The sequence below is a fragment of the Heyndrickxia sp. FSL K6-6286 genome, from assembly GCF_038630395.1.
GTDB classification, from domain to species: Bacteria; Bacillota; Bacilli; order Bacillales; family Bacillaceae_C; genus Heyndrickxia; species Heyndrickxia oleronia.
This window is the reverse complement of sequence record NZ_CP152029.1, coordinates 5,119,599-5,141,512: the sequence shown is the minus strand read 5'-3', so window position 1 is coordinate 5,141,512 and position 21,914 is coordinate 5,119,599. Positions and strand designations below refer to the sequence as shown.

General features: G+C 37.1%; 18 protein-coding genes and 1 pseudogene. 10 read left to right on the top strand and 9 right to left on the bottom strand.

Annotated features, from left to right (window positions below):
* Nucleotides 1-3: 3 nt before the first annotated feature.
* The 4 genes from MHI39_RS25715 to MHI39_RS25700 all read right to left on the bottom strand — a co-directional run bounded on the left by MHI39_RS25715 (nucleotide 4) and on the right by MHI39_RS25700 (nucleotide 4,930).
* On the bottom strand, nucleotides 4-969 hold the full coding sequence (locus MHI39_RS25715; protein ID WP_058006140.1) for an ABC transporter permease: 966 nt from the start codon (nucleotides 967-969) through the stop codon (nucleotides 4-6).
* A gap of 96 nt (nucleotides 970-1,065) precedes the next feature.
* A complete protein-coding gene (locus MHI39_RS25710) occupies nucleotides 1,066-2,853 on the bottom strand; it encodes a peptide-binding protein (RefSeq protein ID WP_341462633.1) in 1,788 nt (595 codons plus the stop codon).
* An 84-nt stretch (nucleotides 2,854-2,937) separates the two neighbouring features.
* Nucleotides 2,938-3,948, bottom strand: coding sequence for a dipeptide ABC transporter ATP-binding protein (locus tag MHI39_RS25705; RefSeq protein WP_278891037.1), 1,011 nt, complete (start codon nucleotides 3,946-3,948; stop codon nucleotides 2,938-2,940).
* 13 nt (nucleotides 3,949-3,961) lie between these two features.
* The gene (locus tag MHI39_RS25700; protein WP_278891038.1) at nucleotides 3,962-4,930 is read right to left on the bottom strand and encodes an ABC transporter ATP-binding protein; all 969 of its coding nucleotides are present in this window, start codon (nucleotides 4,928-4,930) and stop codon (nucleotides 3,962-3,964) included.
* A 462-nt stretch (nucleotides 4,931-5,392) separates the two neighbouring features.
* Between MHI39_RS25700 and MHI39_RS25695 the strand changes: the two genes are divergently transcribed.
* From MHI39_RS25695 to MHI39_RS25670, 6 genes and pseudogenes are all read left to right on the top strand, one after another.
* On the top strand, nucleotides 5,393-6,385 hold the full coding sequence (locus MHI39_RS25695; RefSeq protein ID WP_342540442.1) for an FUSC family protein: 993 nt from the start codon (nucleotides 5,393-5,395) through the stop codon (nucleotides 6,383-6,385).
* 66 nt (nucleotides 6,386-6,451) lie between these two features.
* Nucleotides 6,452-7,459 carry an XdhC family protein gene (locus MHI39_RS25690; protein WP_180212568.1) on the top strand — a complete coding sequence of 336 codons (1,008 nt, stop codon included), beginning with the start codon at nucleotides 6,452-6,454 and terminating at the stop codon, nucleotides 7,457-7,459.
* A complete protein-coding gene (locus MHI39_RS25685) occupies nucleotides 7,452-8,081 on the top strand; it encodes a nucleotidyltransferase family protein (RefSeq protein WP_180212569.1) in 630 nt (209 codons plus the stop codon). The genes MHI39_RS25690 and MHI39_RS25685 overlap by 8 nt, the downstream gene beginning before the upstream one ends.
* Nucleotides 8,078-10,406: pseudogene (locus MHI39_RS25680) on the top strand (xanthine dehydrogenase family protein molybdopterin-binding subunit). Before MHI39_RS25685 ends, MHI39_RS25680 begins: the two are co-directional and overlap by 4 nt.
* Nucleotides 10,393-11,226, top strand: coding sequence for an FAD binding domain-containing protein (locus MHI39_RS25675; protein WP_071976349.1), 834 nt, complete (start codon nucleotides 10,393-10,395; stop codon nucleotides 11,224-11,226). Before MHI39_RS25680 ends, MHI39_RS25675 begins: the two are co-directional and overlap by 14 nt.
* Before the next feature lie 20 nt (nucleotides 11,227-11,246).
* Entirely contained in the window at nucleotides 11,247-11,699 is a 453-nt protein-coding gene (locus tag MHI39_RS25670; protein ID WP_342541489.1) for a (2Fe-2S)-binding protein, read from the top strand.
* A gap of 35 nt (nucleotides 11,700-11,734) precedes the next feature.
* Here MHI39_RS25670 and MHI39_RS25665 read toward each other — a convergent pair whose 3' ends face one another.
* On the bottom strand, nucleotides 11,735-12,256 hold the full coding sequence (locus MHI39_RS25665) for a hypothetical protein (protein WP_342540441.1): 522 nt from the start codon (nucleotides 12,254-12,256) through the stop codon (nucleotides 11,735-11,737).
* A 165-nt stretch (nucleotides 12,257-12,421) separates the two neighbouring features.
* Between MHI39_RS25665 and MHI39_RS25660 the strand changes: the two genes are divergently transcribed.
* Nucleotides 12,422-14,146, top strand: a complete 1,725-nt coding sequence (locus MHI39_RS25660) for an ABC transporter ATP-binding protein (protein ID WP_342540440.1) — start codon at nucleotides 12,422-12,424, stop codon at nucleotides 14,144-14,146.
* 161 nt (nucleotides 14,147-14,307) lie between these two features.
* Here the strand turns inward: MHI39_RS25660 and MHI39_RS25655 are convergent, their stop codons facing one another.
* Together MHI39_RS25655 and MHI39_RS25650 are read right to left on the bottom strand one after the other, a co-directional pair.
* Nucleotides 14,308-14,778: a hypothetical protein gene (locus MHI39_RS25655; protein ID WP_342540439.1), complete on the bottom strand. Its 471-nt coding sequence runs from the start codon at nucleotides 14,776-14,778 to the stop codon at nucleotides 14,308-14,310.
* 139 nt (nucleotides 14,779-14,917) lie between these two features.
* Complete coding sequence (locus MHI39_RS25650; RefSeq protein WP_280618263.1) at nucleotides 14,918-16,168, bottom strand: dicarboxylate/amino acid:cation symporter; 1,251 nt, start codon at nucleotides 16,166-16,168, stop codon at nucleotides 14,918-14,920.
* Nucleotides 16,169-16,808: 640 nt separating this feature from the next.
* Here MHI39_RS25650 and MHI39_RS25645 point away from each other — a divergent pair.
* Nucleotides 16,809-16,970: a hypothetical protein gene (locus MHI39_RS25645; RefSeq protein WP_342540438.1), complete on the top strand. Its 162-nt coding sequence runs from the start codon at nucleotides 16,809-16,811 to the stop codon at nucleotides 16,968-16,970.
* Nucleotides 16,971-17,054: 84 nt separating this feature from the next.
* Here MHI39_RS25645 and MHI39_RS25640 read toward each other — a convergent pair whose 3' ends face one another.
* The gene (locus MHI39_RS25640) at nucleotides 17,055-17,957 is read right to left on the bottom strand and encodes a nuclease-related domain-containing protein (RefSeq protein ID WP_058006153.1); all 903 of its coding nucleotides are present in this window, start codon (nucleotides 17,955-17,957) and stop codon (nucleotides 17,055-17,057) included.
* Between the two features lie 94 nt (nucleotides 17,958-18,051).
* Here MHI39_RS25640 and MHI39_RS25635 point away from each other — a divergent pair, with 94 nt between their 5' ends.
* Entirely contained in the window at nucleotides 18,052-18,951 is a 900-nt protein-coding gene (locus MHI39_RS25635; protein ID WP_058006154.1) for an NAD(P)/FAD-dependent oxidoreductase, read from the top strand.
* 172 nt (nucleotides 18,952-19,123) lie between these two features.
* Nucleotides 19,124-20,797, top strand: coding sequence for a methyl-accepting chemotaxis protein (locus tag MHI39_RS25630; protein WP_058006155.1), 1,674 nt, complete (start codon nucleotides 19,124-19,126; stop codon nucleotides 20,795-20,797).
* Between the two features lie 97 nt (nucleotides 20,798-20,894).
* Here MHI39_RS25630 and MHI39_RS25625 read toward each other — a convergent pair whose 3' ends face one another.
* Nucleotides 20,895-21,734, bottom strand: coding sequence for an HAD family hydrolase (locus tag MHI39_RS25625; protein WP_058006156.1), 840 nt, complete (start codon nucleotides 21,732-21,734; stop codon nucleotides 20,895-20,897).
* Nucleotides 21,735-21,914: the final 180 nt, after the last annotated feature.

The window sequence follows — 21,914 nt, the reverse complement described above, 5'->3', positions numbered from 1 at the left end:
CTCCTAATCATAGCGAATTCTTGGATCGACGATACTATAAAAAATATCTGCCAATAAATTTCCGAAAAGTATAAAGAAACCTAATAATAAATTGATCGCCATAATGACAGGGTAGTCGCGGCTTCCTATTGCCCTTAAAAATAATTGACCAAGTCCAGGGAATTGGAAAACTCCTTCGGTAATAACTGCTCCGCTCAATATACCTCCTATTTCAAATCCCATAAGAGTAATAATTGGTATCAGTGCATTGCGAAGAGTATGTTTATAAAGGACATTTCGTTCACTCATCCCTTTTGCCCTTGCAGTCCGAATATAGTCTTTCCCTAATACATCTAGTACCTCCGATCGCATATAACGCATATAGGCAGCTGTTCCTGCTAAACCAAGTGTGATTCCTGGTAAGAAGAGATGGTGAAGCTTATCAAAAAATAACTCTAAACCAGTTAGCCCTGGTGTTGATACAGTTCCCTGGGATGGAAACCAACCTAGAGTGATCGATAAGACGTATATAGCAACTAGTCCAAAAAAGAAATTTGGAACAGCTAAACCAAAGAATCCAAAGGTTGTAGCTCCATAATCAAGCAAGGAATAGGGCTTTTTTGCTGAATAGATGCCAATTGGAATGGAGACGATTAATGTAATAATGAGAGAAAACAGTCCTAAACTAAATGTATTACCTATTCGATCACCGATTAATTCGGAAACATCTCTGCCATTATATGTGTAAGATTGACCTAGGTCCCCCTTAGCAACAGATGTGAGCCATTTCCAGTATTGTACATGGATTGGGTCATCTAAACCAAGGGCTTGCCTTTGCTGCTCAAAGACTTTTGGGTCAATTCTAGGATCGACCATTCTACCAGAAAAGGGATCGCCAGGTGCCGCTTGGATGAGAGCAAAGACGATAATTGTTAAGCCGAGTAGCATTGGAATAAAAACGAGTATCCTACGAATAATGTATGTTGTCATAGGTCCCCTCCGTTCTTGGAAAGGATGGGAATATCTCATGAATGGTAAAATCTCTTTTCGCTGAGACATTCCCGTTATCCTTAGATTTTATTAAATTTATTTAGATGACACCCACCATAAATGTGTATCATTATACATGGAGTATGGTAGAGGTTTAACATTTTGTAAGCGCTTGTTATACCCCCATAATGTATTTTGTGCATATAAGATTAATGCTGGTAAATCATCCTGGAATAATACTTGCCAGTCACTATACACTTGATCGCGATAGGCTTGATCAAATGCTTCTGGAGGTTGTACCGCCTTTTTCATTAGTTCGTCGGATTCCTTATTATTCCAACGACCATAGTTGTAGGCAGCTTTGGAGCCCCATAGGCCGCTTGGATCTGGATCTGTACTGCTGAGGCTCCAGCCAAGTAAATAAAGATCCCAATCATCACTATCTTTTTCAAGAACATCAGAATACGTAGAGAATTCAATTGGCTGACGAAGATCTATTTTGATTCCTACAGCCTCTAACATTTCTTGAATAATTGGTGCAGATCGCATACGAAGCTCATTTCCTGTTGGATAATTTAATGTAAGAACCCATTTTTTTCCGTCTGGGTCTTCACGGAAGCCATCATTATCTTTATCAACATATCCAGCTTCATCCAGTAGTTTTTTAGCTTCTTCAACATTAAATTTGTATTGATTTGGTTTTTCGCCGTCATAAGCGGAGAATTGAGTAGCTATCGGTGCATTAATAACCGCTCCACGCCCATGAAGTAATGCTTTAATTAATCCTTCTCGATCAACGGCATAAGCAATTGCTTGGCGCACGCGTTTGTCTGCAATCTTTTTATTAGAGACCCAATTCTCAGGTTTAATCACACCGGCTTTTACATCTTCAGGCGTACGATGGTTTACCATGAAGCCCATTAGCTGGTATCCAAACTTTGGCTGCTCAATAATTTCAATATTATCCAATGCACTAATGGAGTCATAATCCGCTGGTTGGAAGCCATTTGGGTCAGCTACGAAGTCGAGTTCTCCTGTTTCGAGCATACCGACAATAACTGATTGATTGACTACCTTCCAAACAATTTGATCAAGGTATGGCTCACCTTGCCAATAATCTTTGTTCTTTTCTAGAATGTATTGCTCTCCTTCAATCATTTTTGTGAATTTAAATGGTCCTGTTCCAATCACCTCTCCCGCATTGAGCGTGGCACCAGCTTTTGGCATATCTTTTATAGGGATATCTTTAAAAATATGTTCAGGAATAATCGGGAAGCTAGCATTATCAAGAGCTGTTACATTTGGTTCACTAAACTTAAAGGTAACTGTATGCTCATCTTGGGCAACTACACCTTCCAATTGATCAGTTTTCCCCGAATTGAAATCCTCGTATCCTAAAAGTTTTTCTACATATTCGGTACGAACTCCGCCAGCTTCAACATAGCCAGGGCTAGCAATCGATTTGTAAGTGAAAACAACATCATTTGCTGTGAATGGTTTGCCATCATGCCATTTAACATTATCCTGTAAGGTAAACGTTACTTCAGTTTGATCATCATTGAATTTCCATTCCTTTGCCAATGATGGCAAAAATTCAAGTTTTTCATTTTGCGTGACTAGACTTTCATGTGTAAATGACAGAATGTTACTTTCATATGCATCTGTGTAGAATATAGGATTAAATACACCGGCAGGAGCCGTATCCATTGCCCCAGTAATCGTCCCGCCCATTTGTGCTTTCCCTGTTTCTTCAGAAGGGTTGTTAGACCCCTTTTCGTTTTCCCCTTTTTTGGTACTATCTTCCCCACCTTTACAAGCTGCAAGGAACATACTTAATGAAAGAATGAAGATTAAACTAAGAAGAAAGCTTTTTCTTGTTTTCAAATTTTTTCACCCCTTTTTATCTTTAAAGAAAACCAGCACTTCAAATGTGAATTTCTGTGCATCACCTCCTTTGAACCACTCATTTTATTTTTTTGAGTAAAGATGGCAGGCTACAAAGTGATTGGTGGTCATGGTAGATAGTTCAGGTCGCTCTATTGCACATTTTTCGAAAGCATGTGGGCATCTTGTTCGGAACGCACATCCAGACGGTGGATTGGATGGGCTAGGGAGATCTCCTTTTAAAGTTATTTTTTCACGTCTTATGTGGATATTTGTTGTTGGTGCAGAGGATAGAAGTGCTTGTGTATATGGATGTAACGGTTCCTCGTATAACTCCTTTTTTTCAGCTATTTCTACGATTCGGCCAAGATACATGACAGCTACACGATCGCTAATATGTTTCACAACACTTAGATCGTGTGAAATAAATAAATAGGTTAAATCAAATTCATCTTGAAGATCGGACATTAAATTTAGTACTTGTGCCTGTATAGATACATCCAATGCAGAGACAGGCTCATCACAAATAACAAATTTTGGTTTAAGGGCGAGAGCACGGGCAATACTTATTCGTTGCCTTTGACCTCCGGAAAATTCATGAGGATATTTCAGGCGATCTTCGGGACGTAGCCCAACCTTTTCAAGCAGTTCAATTGCTTTGTCTTTTCGTTCCTTTTTATTTAGCGATGTTTGTACCACAAGAGGCTCCTCAATTAATTCAGCTACACTCATTTTTGAGTTTAATGAGGCAAAAGGGTCTTGAAAGACAATCTGCATATCTTTTCTAAAAGGTCGAAGCCTTCGATTCCTTAAATGGGAAATGTCTTGGTTTTCAAAGATGATTTGTCCCTCAGTTGGTTCATGTAGGCGGAGGATAACTCTTCCAAGTGTGGATTTTCCTGAACCGGATTCCCCAACAATTCCAAGTGTCTCTCCTTTTTTAATATTTAGAGAAACTCCATCTACAGCTTTTACATGACCAACAGTTGATTTTAAAATTCCTCCTTTAATTGGGAAGTACTTTTTAATATTTTTAGCTTGTAATAGGTATGTGTCTGTTTCTACTTGTCTTTCTTTAACATTGTCTAATTGCAAATAAAATTCCTCCTTATTCATAGATATAACAACGAACATCATGTCCAGATTCTGTTGTTTGTAGCTGCGGCAAAGCTTCTTTGCATTTTTCCATCACTTTCGGACATCGATCGGAAAAACGGCAGCCTTTTGGAAAGTTATAGGAAGGTGGCACGGTCCCTTTAATCGCACCTAGTCTTTTTACCTCTTTATCAATACTTGGTAAGCTCTCAAGTAGGCCAATTGTATATGGATGCTGTGGATTAGAAAATAATCTTTCAACCGTTGTATCCTCCACAATTTGTCCACCGTACATTACCATGACCCGATCTGCATACTCTGCCACCACGCCAAGATCATGAGTAATTAAAAGTATGGCTGTATTGAATTTTTTCTTCATTTCATTCATTAGATCCAAAATTTGTGCTTGGATAGTCACATCTAATGCAGTTGTAGGCTCGTCTGCAATTAGTAATTTAGGATCGCATGACATGGCGATTGCAATCATTGCTCGCTGGCGCATTCCTCCTGATAATTGGTGAGGATACTCTTTAATGGTTTCCTCTGCCCTGGGGAATCCGACCATTTTCAATATTTCGATCGCTTTACTATAGGCTTGTTTTTTTGTTAATTTTTTGTGTTTGATTAAAGTTTCCACGATTTGATTGCCAATCGTGAATACCGGATTTAAAGCTGTCATTGGCTCCTGGAAAATCATTGCAAGGTCATTGCCCCTAATTTTCGCCATTTGTTTATCCGAAAAGTTTAGTAGGTTATCTCCGTTAAATATAACTGTGCCCTCTTTGATTTTTCCTGGTTTATTAATTAACTGCATAATTGAAAGGGATGTGATGCTTTTCCCACTTCCGGATTCTCCAACGAGAGCAACAGTTTCGCCTGGATAAATAGAAAAGTCAATCCCGTCTACTGCTCTAGCAATTTTCTTGTCGTCTAGATAGAAATAAGTTTTTAGTCCCTCTACCTTTAGCAATGCATCCTGCATATTTCCTTCTCACCTCGTATCCCCAAATCTATTATTTAAGTAGTATGAGGTATTCCCATTTTCTACAATCCTGCTTGTGCATCCATTTCCATTTTGCAGATTGCGAGAATACAATTTTTTCTTTAACTACTATGTGTAACATTTTTGTAATATGACTAAAATATTTTTTTTATGTCGAATATGATCCAAGTATTTCGTGAAAAGTATGTATGCAGTGAATAAACTCTTAATTAAATGCTGTTTTCGTATAGTTTGTTGCTTATGTAAAAACTCAACTGCCGACCTTTACACCAGGTTCTTATGGAGATTGCAAGTTCTTTTCACATTAAAATGACAGGTGTAGCGATCTTCAGCCGATATTTATTAGTTAAAACTTTACTTATATAGCAACTAAATTTGAGAAAAGAGCCTAAAAAAATAAGGTAACAAAAACGACATGAAAGATTGAAAAGGATGGGAGATATGAAGCAGAAGAAGGAGAAATCAGTCTTTGAAAATCAATCAATGCTGATTTGGAAAATTGCGATTGCCTCTGCATTATCATGGGAGATAGCCAAATTTACAGGTTCACAGCATCCTTATTTAGCTCCGTTGACGATTATTTTGTGTATTAAAACAACTCTAGATAAAACCATTCTATTTTCATTTTATCGTTTCGTGGGTACAGTGATTGGCATCATATTAATTGTTTTGTTAGCAAAGTATGTTCAAGTAAATGGTTTTACCTTAGGGATTTTTATTTTAGGAGGTTCATTCATAGCAAAATGGATGAAATTAAATAAGGTGATTATCGAACAGGTAGCCTTGTCGATTCTATTAGTGTTGGCTCTAGAGCAACAATCTAGTGGTTATGCCTGGGATCGGATCAAGGATACATTGATTGGGGCAATTGTAGCTATTTTAGTGAAAGTTTATGTTTTTCCATCTTCAGGTATAAAAAAGGCTACAACGGCATGTAACAATTACAGCAATCATTTAACAGGAATGTTCATTGAATTTTCAAACTGGATAAAAGGTGGATGTGACCCTGTAAAAGGAGTGGAATTCCAAAATCAGTTAAAAAAAGATTATCAGTATCTTGATCAAATGAAAATGGATTTAAATCAAACTTCAAAAGCTTTTAGTTACTTTCCTTTTTGTTCGAAGAAAGGGGAAGTAGTAAAGATTTTACATCAAAAAACGAAAAACATTAGTAAAGGTTATTTATATTTATCGAATGTAACAGGAATATTCAAAGAATGGGGAAAGGCAGGTACAATGACAGACCAGGACAAAGCTTCATGGGCAAATCAAATGAAGTTGTTTAGTGAGAGGGCGAGCAATATAAGTAGTAATTCCCCTATTGTGACGAATGACTCTATGATTATATCCATACCAATGGAGTTAATCAATTGGCAATATCATGTGTCACTATTTCAAGAAACGAAGGAATTTTTAAACGGTAGTTCTTCATGATTCACTTCTAATCTCTTATCCCAGATGAATATACTTTTATATAGTACACAGGAAAGTGGTGAATGTATGGAGGACATTTTACCAATATTATTAAAACTTCCTTTTTTGAAAGAGAGCAGTGTTCTGGCAACTATTATACATGTTGAAGGATCTTCATATAAAAAGGAAGGTTCCTGTATGCTTATTGAAGAAAATGGGGAACAAATTGGGATGTTAAGCGCAGGATGTCTAGAAGAGGATGTTAAATGTCATGTAAAGCAAGTTTGGAAGCAAGGGGAGTCAAAACTGTTAATCTATGACCTTAGAGGGGAATCCGATTTAATCTGGGGCCAAGGGGCAGGCTGCAATGGAATCGTGCATATATTATTAGAACCGTTGAAAGAACCGTTAAGAAACGATTTGATGCAAGTAAAGTATTTTTTGGATAAAGGGCAATCTGTTATTCATTTAAAACGATTTGATAAGAATTTTAACCTACTTTCGAATAGCTATATTCCTCAGGATGGGGCTGCATTTGGTGATTTGTCCTATCTAACGGATTTACCTGTTTTTCCTAATAAGAGTGGACTATTCTATACAGAAAGTTTGCTTCCAATATTTAGCCATCATTATATGCCGAGACCACGAGTTATTGTTTTCGGAGCAGGCTTTGATGCAAGACCTTTGGAAAATTTTGCTGCTCAGGTGGGCTTTGAAGTGATCATCTGTGATTGGCGACCTCATTACTGTAATAAAGTAAATTTCCCTTTTGCAAGCAGTTTAATTGTATGTTTCCCGCGTGAAATAGATGAAAAGCTAGATATAAAGAATGGAGATTTTGTGGTTTTGATGACTCATGATTTTCAAAAGGATAAAGAACTCCTATCTATTCTGATCGATAAAAACCTATCCTATCTAGGGATATTGGGTCCAAAAGAAAGAACGAAACGTCTATTGGATCATAATGACATTCCAGATTGGATCTCTTCCCCAGTTGGAATCTCAATTGGATCAAAGGGAGCGGAGGAAATTGCCATAAGTATAGTAGCTGAGATGATAAAAGCTCTCCGGAATCCAAGGAGATTCAATGAGTAAAAGCAGAATTATTGGTATTTACCTTGCTGCTGGCAGGAGCAGTAGAATGGGGAAGAAGAATAAGCTTGACTTACCTTTATTAGATGATTGCCTAGGCAGTATCGCTTTGAAGACGATCATGCAAACAGATCTGGATTTTACTATTGTAATCACTCCAACGTCTGAGGTGCCATCGTGGATTACACCACCTCTTTTGTTGAATAAGAAGTGGTGTTCTTTTTTATGTACGGAGGCTGAACAGGGGCAGGCCTACTCCTTAAGATGTGGAGTTATGAAGGCCATGAGTATGGAAGCGGATGCTGTAATCGTGTTTCTTGCGGACCAACCATTAATTTCCCGACAAATCATTCATCAACTAATTCATACTTATACATCAAATAGGGACTTGGAAGTTATTGCATCCTCCTTTAATGGAATTTCTAGACCACCTATCCTTTTTTCCCATCAAGCCTTTCCAAAACTACTAGAGCTAGAGGGGGATATTGGAGCGAGGCAATTACTAAAGAAAAGTAAAAGGAAAGTATGTATCGAGTTTAATGATGAGGTGCCCTTCATGGATGTTGATAATGAGGAGGATTATTCATTAATTCGGAAACTCACAATGGGGAGGGATGAGAATTGAATGTGCTTGGAAAGGGGATAACGCGGAAGGATGCAATAGAAAAGGTAACAGGAAAAGCAAAATATATAAATGATTACACCACTTCTAACATGCTTCATGGAGCCCTAGTTATCAGTCCACTAGGTCATGCAAAAATAGTGAAAATTGATGCTGCTCGTGCTAGAAAAGTTCAGGGGGTACGAGCGGTCATTGCCGGTGAGCGTTTTCCACTAGTAGGTGAGGAAATGAAAGACCGCCCACCAATAGCAGTTGATAAAGTTCGCTACCATGGGGAGGTAGTAGCTGTAGTCGTAGCAGATACTTTTATGATAGCCAAACATGCTGCCAAATTAATTAACATTCAATATGATCCTTTGCCAGTTGTTAACTCACCTAGTGAAGCGATGCAAGAAGATGCGCCAATTATACATGAAAACCTAGGGAGTTATGAAAAGATTCCCGCTGTTTATCCGGTACCAGGAACCAATATTGCTAGCCTGCAAAAGATTCGTAAAGGGAATATCGAAGAGGGCTGGAACCAGAGTGACTTAACCGTTGAGGGGAGTTTTTTCCTTAAACCTTCTGACCACGCTGCCATGGAAACACGGTGTGCATCTGCGGAAATAAAACCTGATGGAAAGATCATTATTTCTACAACCTCTCAAGCTCCATTTATGGTCAAAAAGTTGATTAGCAATTATTTTAATGAGGAACTTGGCAAAATCATTGTGAAAACTCCATTAGTTGGTGGTGGTTACGGAGGCAAGGCATCTACCCAAGTAGAAATTCTTGCCTATCTTGCTTCAAAAGCGGTTGGTGGTAGGCCTGTCAAAATAAGATATTCAAGAGAACAAGATATGTTGACAGCACCATGCCATATCGGTTTAGAAGCAAAAGTTAAACTAGGTTGTACAAACGAAGGAAGGCTGACTGCTGCGGAAATTACTTTCTTATTTGATGGCGGGGCCTATTCGGATAAATCGATTGATTTAAGTAGAGCAGCCGCAGTCGATTGTACCGGTCCATATCATATCGAGAATATTTGGTGTGATTCATACTGTCTTTACACAAACCATCCTTATGCAGCTCCATTTCGAGGATTTAGTCATTCTGAGCTTTTATTTGCATTTGAACGCACAATGGATCTGTTGGCAGAAAAATTACAAATGGATCCTTTTGAATTACGTTATATTAATGCCATTCTTCCTGGGGATACAACTCCTACTCAGGTGGAGCTGAATCAAAGTACTGTAGGAAATTTAAGAAAATGCATTGAACGTGTGAAGCAATTATCTAATTGGGATGAAGGACAAATTATTGAAATAAACGATCGTTTTGTTCGTGTAAAAGGAGCAAGTTGTGGCTGGAAAACGTCAACTATTGATACGAATGCAAGCTCAGGTGTCATTCTAACCTTTAATTCAGATGGGAGTATTAATTTAATTTCAGGTGTTATTGAAATTGGTACTGGAACCAAAACTGTTCTCGCCCAAATGCTTGCTGAAAGGTTACAGATGAGTGTGGATCAAATTCATGTGCGAATGGAAGTAGACACTCAGACAACACCTGAGCATTGGAAAACTGTTGCAAGTAGAGGAACATTTATGGCAGGTAGAGCATTATTAGAAGCTGCAGCAGATGTAGAAAGACAACTAAAAGATGTCGCTTCGTGTGTCTAGATGCTCCCCAGAGGATTTAGTGGTCGCTAATTCCCGTGTGTTTTTAAGGGATGATCCAAAGGTGGGGTTGGCCTTCCCAGAGATTGTATATGGGTATACGTATCCAAATGGAAATGCTATAGGTGGTCAAATCATCGGTAAAGGAAACTATATTTTACGTAGAATGACGTATATTGATATGGAAACAGGTGCTGGAAAACCAGGACCGGAATGGACGGTTTGTGCTTCGGTTGTCGAAGTAGAATTTGATCGTAGGGATTACACCTATAAGATTATCAAAGCGAGTACGGTGGTTGATATAGGAAGAGTATTAAATGAAAAAACCGCAAAAGGTCAAGTAATAGGAGCTATGAACATGGGCCTTGCCTATGCGGGACGCGAAACATTTATTTTTGATGAACTAGGGAGGGTATTGAATCCGCAATTAAGAACGTACCGCCCTATTCATTACGGTTAGAATCCTGAGTACTGCGTAGATTTTATTGAAACAAAACAGCTAGATTCACCCTTTGGCTTACGTGGAGTAGGTGAGCATGGAATATTAGGGATGCCCGCAGCTCTTGGAAACTGTTTGTCAGTAGCAGCTGGTGTTTCATTGCACCAACTCCCCCTTGTTCCTGAATTACTTTGGAGAACAAAGGAGGGGAATTTAAATGATTCCATATGATTTTGATTATTATCGTCCTACATCCATCCAGGAAGCCCTTACTATGTATCAAACATTAAAGCATACCGGAAGAAATCCAATGTATTTTTCAGGAGGAACCGAGATCATTACTCTTGGGAGAGTAGACTGGGTTTATACCGATGCTGTTATAGATTTAAAAGGAATTCCTGAATACCATGTGCTCTTTAAAAGTGAAAGCCGTCTGATCCTTGGTGCAGGACTATCCCTTGTACAAATTGAAGAAGCTAATCCATTTCCTCTACTATCTAAGACGGCTAGTGAAATTGCCGATCATACAGCACGGACAAAGATTACATTAGGTGGGAATATTTGTGCACAGATTTTTTATCGGGAAGCCGTACTCCCCTTTCTATTATCTGATAGCTTAATGGTGGTTGCCATGCATGATGGAATGAAAATCTTTCCGATACATGAAATATTCTCGAAGTGCTTATGTTTAAATGAAGGTGATTTTCTTATTCAAGTGAGCACCGATCAAAAATTTGTAGAAGCTCCATCGATTAGTATTAAGCGGCGTAAACAATGGAATACAGGCTATCCGTTACTAACTGCTGCAGCGCTAAAGGTGGATGGAGCCATTAGATTAGCTATAAGCGGATTATGTCCCTTTCCTTTTCGGGCATTTGAAATAGAAGAATTGCTTAATAACAGTGATTTATCAATGGAGGAAAAAATAAACGGTGCAGTCGAAAGACTCCCATCTCCCATATTAAATGATGTAGAGGGATCGGCAGAATATCGTCTATTTGTTTTAAAAAATACGTTGATTGATATTTTACAAGAGTTAGGGAAGGAGTGAGGCAAGTGTCATTGGTTTCGATGTCTTTAAAAGTAAACGGGGAAAGACGGGAGGTTAATATTCGAACGTCGGAAACGCTTCTTAATGTTTTACGAAACAGATTAGGACTAACAGGGGCAAAGCCGGGCTGCTTAAATGGAGATTGTGGTGCATGCACCATTCATGTCGATGGATGGCCAATGAAATCCTGCCTAATGCTCGGTGTGGAGGGGGTAGATAAAGAAATCACAACCATTGAAGGCTTAGACAATACATCTATTCAACAAGCATTTATTGAACAGTTTGCTTTTCAATGTGGGTACTGTACTCCAGGCTTTATTATGAATTGTCAATCCCTAATTGAGCAACATCCAGATGCATCTGATGAAATGATTCAAGAATGGCTAGAGTCGAATATTTGCCGCTGTACTGGATATCAAGAAATTGAACAAGCGATTAAATCGGTATTAGTACGGAAACAAAATTCGGAGTAAGCGGGTGAGGAAACCCGCCGTTTTCTGTTTGCCCGTCATTTTTCAAGGATGCTGTACCAATCAGTTATTTTCCATTGGTCATCTTGTTTAATAAGAGTAATTTCAATTGTTGCTAGTTGATTGGGGTTTGATGGGAATGGGACTTTGCTCCAAACCACTTTAACTTTATTGTTCGATATAATTGTGTAGGATGGATATTCTTCGAGGTTCAGAGGCAAGGTAAGGAATTGTCTATCTACAATGTTATTTTCATTTTTAACTTTTTCTAAAATTTGTTCTTTGAAAGTAGCAAGGAAGGATTCATCAAAATAATTAGGTAGAATGTTATCATAGTCTTCGGTAGTAGTATCTTTACTAGAAACTAAATTGATTAGTTTGCTGCAAGCTTTTCTAATATCAAGTAATATTTTGTTCTTTTCTTTTTCTGTTAGCTCAAATTTCTCATTAACTGGTTGAATAGCTTTTTCTGTTTTAGATGGATCCTTTTCTGAAAACATAAAGGATAAAACAAGTGCAAGGACAAAGATGATCGGAATAAAAACAAAGTTCTTTTTCAATTCTTTACACCCCCATAGTAATAATTCTACCATAATTTGTTGTGAAATCAGAATATTTAGGGAAATTGATTCGAGCTATATTTTCTCTTTCGAACAATTTGATTGCGACATTTCCATTTAAAATTTATAATCGCTAAAGACGAATGAAATAAATGGGGGTGCAGCATGTTACGCAGATTTTTTTCTTACTACTTGCCGCATAAAAAATTATTCACTATCGATTTTTGTAGTGCAGTAGTAGTTGCTTTATTAGAATTAGGGTTTCCGCTTGCTGTACAGTGGTTTATTGATAGTTTACTACCAGATGGGAATTGGTCAACCATTGTATCAGTAGGTGCTGGATTGCTTGTGCTGTATATTATGAGTACTTTTTTACAATATATAGTGAATTATTGGGGGCATAAGCTGGGGATTAATATTGAAACAGATATGAGACAGCAATTGTTCCAACATGTACAAAAACAATCATTTCGCTTTTTCGATAATACAAAAACAGGACATATTATGAGTCGAATTACGAATGATTTATTCGATATCGGTGAACTAGCCCATCATGGTCCAGAGGATATGTTTATTGCAATAATGACATTTGTGGGAGCATTTTGGATTATGTTGGGAATTAATGTTAAGTTAGCATTAGTGACCATTATCATTCTACCATTCTTAGTCTGGTTGATTACGGTGTGTAATCTAAAAATGAATAAAGCTTGGAAACGAATGTATGGCGAGATAGCAGATGTAAACGCACGTGTGGAGGATAGTGTATCAGGAGTAAGAGTAGTACAATCCTTTACAAATGAAAACTATGAAATTTCTCGATTTACAACGAATAACCGTCGATTTAGAAAGGCAAAGCTAACAGGTTATAAGGTAATGTCATTTACCAATTCAGGAATTTATATGATGACTAGGCTGATCACTCTCGTCGTTTTAATCTATGGTGCATGGCTTAGTTTTAATCATCATTTAACATACGGAGAACTTGTTTCCTTTATTTTATATGTGAATGTTCTTTTTAAACCGGTGGATAAAATCAGTGCGATTATGGAGCTTTATCCGAAGGGAATGGCAGGATTCAAGCGTTTTATCGACCTAATTGATCAGGAGCCAGAAGTACAGGATGTTAAAGGTGCTAAGGAGGTTTCATATCTCAACGGCGATATCCAGTTTGATAAGGTAACGTTTAGATATGATGAGCATAAACCAGTGCTTCAGGGAATTGACTTAAACATTCATGCGGGAGAGACCGTTGCTTTTGTTGGACCATCTGGTGCAGGGAAGACAACGATTTGTTCATTGATTCCGCGATTCTACGATGTGAATGAAGGAAGGATATTAATTGATGGCATCGATATACGTCAAGTGACGAAACAATCACTACGTTCTCATATAGGTATTGTTCAACAGGATGTATTCCTTTTTACAGGTACATTACGGGAAAATATTGCATATGGAAAGTTAGATGCGACAGAAGAGGAAATCGTCGAGGCTGCAAGAAAGGCCCATCTAGAAGAGTTTATTCATTCACTTCCATTGGGTTATGAGACTCAAATTGGGGAACGCGGACTAAAGCTCTCAGGAGGACAAAAACAGCGAATTGCTATTGCTCGAATGTTCTTGAAAAACCCACCAATTTTAATACTAGATGAGGCAACTTCTGCCTTAGATACAGAGACAGAAAGAATCATACAGCGAGCATTAAATGAACTTGCAAAAAACCGTACAACCTTAATCATTGCCCATAGGCTTGCGACGATTCAAAGTGCTGACCGCATAATGGTTGTCACAGAAGAGGGGATTGCTGAGGAAGGTACGCATGAGGAATTAATCGAAAAAGGCGGTATATTTGCTAGATTACACAATGTGCAATATCAACAGCAAGGCGTTTAAGTTTTGTTGTTAAATAGATAAAGCTGCAACAGATGGCTGTTGCAGCTTTATTAATTTTGGTTGTTTTCGTATTGTTTGTTGCTTTTGTAAATGTATGACTACCAGCTTTTAATTTCACAAGCAATATAGTTAAAACTTAACCTAAATAGCATCATAATTATTTATAATCTCGAGAATCCTTCTTCATGTAAATATTCTGCAGCTTCTTCGTAAGAATTAAACGTACCATCTAGATTTAAACCTGCATACACATTCCACATATCATCCTCATGTAAAAGAACTAATGTAAAGTTGTTTTGATTGATCCACTTTTCTTCAAATGGTTCCTCGTTGCTTTGTATATCTTCTATGGCTTTTGGTTCTAAAGATTGGATCGATTTTTCAATGATATGACGAAGTTCATCTTCAGAAAAGTCGCGAATGTTCACCATCCCTTTATCGTTCGTAGTGTACCCTAGTAAATGCTCAGCATAGACAAAGCCATTTCCGTTAGGATGTAAATGATAAACAATATTCTTTTTGTCAGATGTACTTTCCTCAAAGTGAAAATTAATTCTTCCTAGGGAAACATCTTTTCTTTTTAATTGTGGAAAGGATTCAATGATTGCCAGTTTTTCTTCAAAAGTAAGCATAATGCCTCCATGTAAGTGATAAATTTAATTGAATAATTATAACATACTCCGTTTAGCAACAAAAAAAGGTTGTCTATTTAGGAGTCAGACCCCACCTGAACACTGTTTGTATTATGGGGTCTGACCTTTTAGACAACCTCTAATTAAACGCTTTTTTTAGCCAATTTTTCCCTTCTACTAATCGGCTGACCATCATCGCACAGACGGTGTTTCCTGTTGAATTCAGTAATGTTGCAGGGACATCTATGATGGTGCTAATCACCGCAATAATTGGTAGCACCTCTGGTGGAAATCCAAATACGCTAAGGATGAGCATTTCGCCAATCATCCCTCCACCTGGAATGGCTCCCATTACCGCCCCAACCAAAAACGAAACCGCGATAATACTGAGTATCCCAGAAACACTTGTCATATCTTTCCCAAATAAACTAAACAAGAAGACGATTTTTAGGACACCCCCAAATACCGAACCATCTTTATGCGTATTCGCTCCAAGAGGAATAATGGTTTCCGCAATATCAGTAGGTACGCCCATTTTTTTAACTGACTCAAGGTTTACTGGGATGCATGCAGCACTCGAACAAGTCGCAATCGCTGTAACAGCAGGAGATATAGCATTTTTCCAAAACACTTTTACCCCATCCTTGCCACTTGCAATAAATGCATACAGTGTAAAGAAACCAAAGAAATAAACTATAGTTAAAACTAGATAAAGAATAAATGCACGGGCATATCCCTCTAAAATTTGCGGCCCTAGTTCACCAATGACTGTTGCGAAATAACAGCCAAGCCCAATTGGGGCATAGTACATAACGAACTTAACGATTTTCATCATGATCGCAGAGCCAGAGGATAGTAAATTCGCAATGGGCTTACCTTTGTCTCCAACCATTGCTGTTGCTAATCCAAATAAAATAGAAAAAACAATGAGCTGAAGCATATTACTTTTCGAAAATAACTCTGAAAAATCCGAAACGGTAAAGGTCTTCACAAGTTGTCCTAGGAAAGTAACATCCTCTGCATTTGAATCAGTTCCCGGATCGGACATAATGCTCTTAATAGAAGATACATCCGTGTTTTTTAATGGATCAACAATAACAGCACCTATATAACCTAAAATCGCTGAAATGAGTGCAGTAATAACAAAAACTAGAAAAATACCCCCCATAATTTTTCCAAGTCGCTTCATTCCGCTCATATTCGCGATTGCTGAAGCAATACTGAAAAATACTAGCGGAACAATAATGGTAAACATTAAATTAAGAAATAAATCACCAAATGGCTTTACAATCGTTGCCTTTGATCCAAAAACGACTCCTGCTACTCCGCCAATAATGATGGAAAATAGCAAAAGAAACGTTGATTTATAATTTGATAGCAGCCTTCCCAAGATGTCACACCTCTTTTGTTTTTCTATACTTGCCTAATTCATTATTATCATCCGAAAAGATAGGTTTGACAATAAAAAGTTGATATTGCTGTCCTTGGAATGTATTACAAGTTCATGCGTAGAAGGAAGAACAGGGAAAAGTGTGTTGGAGGGTGGTGAGTGGAGACACATTATGAGGGAAAAACCGGGGAAATGTGTGTCAGAAGAGTAAGTGGAGACACATTATGAAGGAAAAACAGCAAAAATGTGTGTCAGAGGAGTAAGTGGAGACACATTATGAGGTAAAGACAGCAAAAATGTGTGTCCAAGGCCGAAGTGGAAACACATTACGAAGGAAAAACAGCAAAAATGTGTGTCAGAGAGTGAAGTGGAGACACATTATGAAAGAAAAACAGCAAAAATGTGTATCCAAGGCCGAAGTGGAGACACATTACAAAGGGAAAACAGCAAAAATGTGTGTCAGAGAGTGAAGTGGAGACACATTACGGAGGGAAAACAGAAAGAATGTGTATCAGAGAGTGAAGTGGAGACACATTATGAAAGAAAAACAGCAAAAATGTGTATCCAGGGTTGAAGTGGAAACACATTACGGAGGAAAAACAGAAAGAATGTGTATCAGAGGTTGAAGTGGAGACACATTATGAAGGAAAAACAGCAAAAATGTGTGTCAGAGAGTGAAGTGGAGACACATTATGAAAGAAAAACTGCAAAAATGTGTATCCAAGTTGAAAGTGGAAACACATTACAAAGAAAAAACAGACAAAATGTGTATCAAAGAGAAAACACTGAGACACATTTATAGAGTAAAACAGAAAGAATGTGTCTCAGATTAGAAGTCCAATAAGACTCATGATGGTTGAAGTCCTAATTGCATTCTATAAAGAAATTAAATGTAATAGGAGGACTGGCCATGTCCAATGATGTTAAAGTTTTGTGAGAGGATCCTAGAGATTGTTCGTTTCGGCATGATTTTACACCATTCATAAATTGCATTTGTATTAATTTTATTATTTGGAAAAAGTGTAGTGTATTCTTTGATTGATCGTAAAACTGCAGTGCTAGCATTTTCTTTGTAACCACATTTACAAATTACTAACTTTTTATGAAAGTCCCCAATAAACCCACCACACCTCGCACAAATGACTCCTTTTTTCAGTTGTTCAAAAGTGTATTCTGGTATTCGAGTATATGGTGATTCTTCGATATGCAGTGAAATTAATTTCTTTGCTAATTGAGTATGTCGTGAAGATGTATTTGATGCTGCAGTGGTCATCATCCGATTAAAAAATCGTTGTATTTGTGTTGGATAAATAATGGGTTGATTCCGTGGAGCGTGATACAGGTGGAATTCGGGGTTAATAAATATAACATGGGCTTTAATTGGCATATTTAATTGAAGGTCTTGGAGTAGTTTACGTAGTAAGGTTTCAGTTCGTTTTAATTGGAGGATAGGGTTTTTTATCTCTGATCCAGAAGATGAAAACCATCGATCATCCTCCATATAATAATCCCCATCGTAATTTTTAACCTCAAATATATAGATTGTCGAATTGGTGATAACCATTGAATCAATTTGGAAATGAGAATGAGAGAATTCAAAGAGTAGATCATTCAGGATAAGCCAATTATCCGGTAAATGGTGTAACCACTCATCAAAGTGCTGTTCTCCTATGAAGCCCTTATTCAAGTTTAAATAATTCAAATGATCTTTTTCCGATAAGTTCATTCTCTTATATAGATACTTCAGAAGTTCTAACTCTAATGATTCGTAGCGTGGCTTTAATATCATAATAACCTCTCCTTTTATAAAAAAATAATTACCAGTTCATTATTCAGCGAGATTGGAAAAAATATAATTAAACTTTAGAGCTGGAGGAATGAATTTGATTTATGACTGTGTCATTGTTGGTGGTGGAATCGCTGGATTACAGGCGGCTATTCAATTGGGAAGGTATCAACATAAGATTGTTGTGATTGATTCGAATAACGGCAGATCCAATTTTTGTTTGGCTTACCATAATATTTTAGGCTGGCCTAATGGGGTTAGTGGAGGATTCCTAAGAAGAGTAGGCCGGGATCAAGCGGAAGATTTAGGTGTAGAGTTTGTACAGAATAAAGTAATGAGTATTGAAAATCAAGAGAATAATTTTGTTTGTACGATTAAAGATGGGAAAGAAATAGTTGGAAAACGTCTGTTACTGGCTACAGGAATTATGGATCGCCTACCTTCTTTTCCGGAAATTTATCCTTGCTTAGGTGTCAGTGTATTTGTTTGCCCTGATTGTGACGGGTATGAAGTGAAAAATGAGAAGACAGTTGTTATCGGTTCTGGAGATGTAGGGGCTAATATGGCTTTAACATTATCATATTGGACAAATGAAATCATGTATATTAATCATGAAAAAAGAGAAGTCAGTGAGCAAAATCAAATTGAATTACGATCTAAGAACATTATCTACCATGAGGAAATAATCGATAAATTTATGGCAAAAGGATCACAGTTTAAGGGTGTAGTATTAAAAGATGGAACGAAAATAGAATGCGAATATGCTTTTGTCGCACTTGGAGGCAATGAGGTTCGTTCACAGCTCGCATCAAAGTTGGGGGTAGAACTACATGAAAACAAGCATATTCTCACTGATTCACGAACGAAAATGACGAATATAAAACATGTATGGGCAGCGGGGGATGTTGTTGCACATTCAGAGCAGGTAACAATTGCTATGGGTGAGGGTTCTCAAGCAGCGATTTGGATACATAAAAGTTTACTGTCAGATGAGTAATTAAAAAATATACGAAAGAGCTTGAACCAAAATAAAATTGGGTTTCGAGCTTTTTTATTTTCCTAAAAGAGAACTTAAACATTAAAACTTAATAATTCCTCTACAATTTCTTAACAAATGAATAGTATAAAAGTCTTAGAGATAAGAAAATTATACCAAGGGGAAAGATACAATGCCATTTCTTCATAAGCTTAGCCTGCGAACTGTTTTGATTTTGCCTATTATACTAGTCATTATTTTGTCCTCTGTAATCATTGCTTATTTCAGTTATACAAAAAATAAGCAAATAACTGTTCAATCGACAGAACAACAGCTACAAGCCTCAGTAGAAGTAATAAGTGAAAAAATTACAATGTTAAAAGCCACTGTCCCGAAACAGCAATTTGATAAAAAGTTATCCTATGCTTTAACTCAAAATAAAAATAGATTTCGATCATCTAGTTTGTCTCCTATGCAATTTAAACTGACAAAGGATCAAACCATTGAGCTATTTACGGAATACCGTGATTCAATTCCAAAGCTTACAAAAAATAATATCAAGCAAATTATTCAACAACGCCAAGGGATTATTCATGATCAAGGGATGATGATCGCCTTCGCTCAACAAGTAGAGTTAGATGGTGCGTACTATATCATTGCATTGAAAGATCATGATTATTTACAACTAGTAAATAACTATAGAATAATGTTGGTTGTGATAACGTCAATTACTGTAATAATCGCCAGTCTAGTTGGTTTCTTTACCATTCGGAGAGTAACGAAACCAATCCTATATTTAAAAGATTTAATGGGGAAAGTCTCTAGTGGCGATTTACGAGCAAGAATTGGATTAAGCCATTCTAGTAAGGAGCTAAATTTATTAGAATCAGGTTTTAATCAAATGGTGGATCGCCTGCACTCGATCATTTATCAACTAGAGGAAAGTGCAAATCGAGTGACAATATCATCTGAAAGAATGAGAATGACAGCCTCAGACTCAAAATCTGCATCAGAACAAATTGCTATTGCGATGGAAGAGGTAGTAGGAGGATCCGAAGTACAAGTTAAGTCCGCGGAACGTGTTACCAATGACGTCTTTAAAATTGCTAACAAGATGGATCAAGTCTCTCATTCCATTCATAAAGTAAAAGAGTCCAGTCAAATTGCATTTCGAAAAGCGAAGACTGGGAATCAGTTAGTAGATCGCACAGTTGAACAAATAAAGCTAGTTAATGGATCAATAGAGAGTACAGCCCAATTGATTCATGCTTTAAATGAAAAGTCCAATCAGATTGACCATATTCTCAATCTCATTCAAGAGTTAGCCAATCATACGAATCTATTATCATTGAATGCAACGATTGAAGCAGCTCGTGCTGGTGAACATGGAAAAGGTTTTTCCGTCGTAGCACAAGAAGTGAAAAAACTATCTAATCAGTCGGGACAAGCTGTATTAAAAATAAAAGAAATTACTGATGAAATACGGAACGAAACGGAAGATGTGGTAATGGCTATGAAAAACGGGTTAGCAGAACTAAAAGAAGGAATTGATATGGTGCAACAAACAGAAGAAGCATTTGTAGATATCACGAATGCTGTCAGTGTTGTTACTGGTGAGACAGAAGATGTTTCAAAAATTGTGAGTCATGTTCATTCACAGACAAAGGATGGGGTTCTACAAATAAGTAATATTTCAGCGATATCTCAGGATTTTGCAAGATCGATACAACAAGTGACAGCTGCATCAGAAGAACAACAAGCTTCCATGGAAGAAATGCTAAATGAAGCAGCCGCATTGAATGATTTATCAAATAAATTAGAGCAGACACTCAAAAATTTTACTATACAAAGTATGGTGAACAAATAAGCAAAAGCCGGCAAAAAACAACAAACTATACGAAACCAGCCTAAGACAAATAAAAGAACCCCTCTAAAGAAAAGGATACTTTTATTATCTTATAAAATTATGATTGGCATATTTGTTTTAATATATCAACGAGTTCAGTTAAATTTTTGACAATTCTATCTGCCTGCGAAGGTGCACTAATTCCATGAGGGTCAATTAATATAGTTTGGCAGCCTAATTCCTTCGCGGGAGAAATTTCATTAATAGCATTATCTCCTATACTTAGTATTTGGTTATATTCCACCAGATATGATTCCTTAATCATCTTTATATGTTCCTTGGTTTTCATAGGTTTTTTTCCATCAAAGATTTTTTTATCAAACAGGTGTTGGAAACCTAGTTTTGATAGGAGCACTTCACTATCTCTTTTCGGGGAGTTTGTTAGCAAAATGAGCTTTGAGTGAATTGCTAATTGTTTAAGCACCTGTTTAAAATCTGGGACTTCTCTCATTTGAAACCTCGGGGACATCATGTATTCACGAGTTTCTATAAAGGAACATTCCGCATCTTGATCAGTAATCCCATAATGTCTAGCGATTGCTGCTGGAATCCACCATAAATCTCCGATGTTTAATATAGAGTGGAAGTCAAAATTTAAAGTAGAAGGATAAAATTTTTCTACGGTTTCTTGCTCTAGTGGTTTCCCTTCCCATGTACAGGCATAGGTTACTCTTCCGTGGTCCTGGGTTAATATGAGATCTTTTTCCACATCAAAAATTGTTCCCATTTTTAATGGATGCTTTCCTTCTAGTACTGCTTGGTAATCATGTGTAAAAAGTTTCCTTTTCGGCTCACTAAGTTTTTCACATAGTTTTTTTGCATAATAATCAAAGTGGTGTGTGTCTTCATATAAAGTTCCATCTAAATCAAATACGATTAATCTGTTATTTTCTTGCATGTTCTTCAACTCTCCCTACAGTAAATAGAGTATTTCATTTTTTATTATACAAAAAAAGCCATGTGGTATAGAGGGAAAGATGGTTTATCGTTTAGTAATTTATTAATTTACCACTTTACTAAAGTAAAGGAATATTATATAATGATAACAAATTAATAGAGATATTCGGTTTTATAGAAT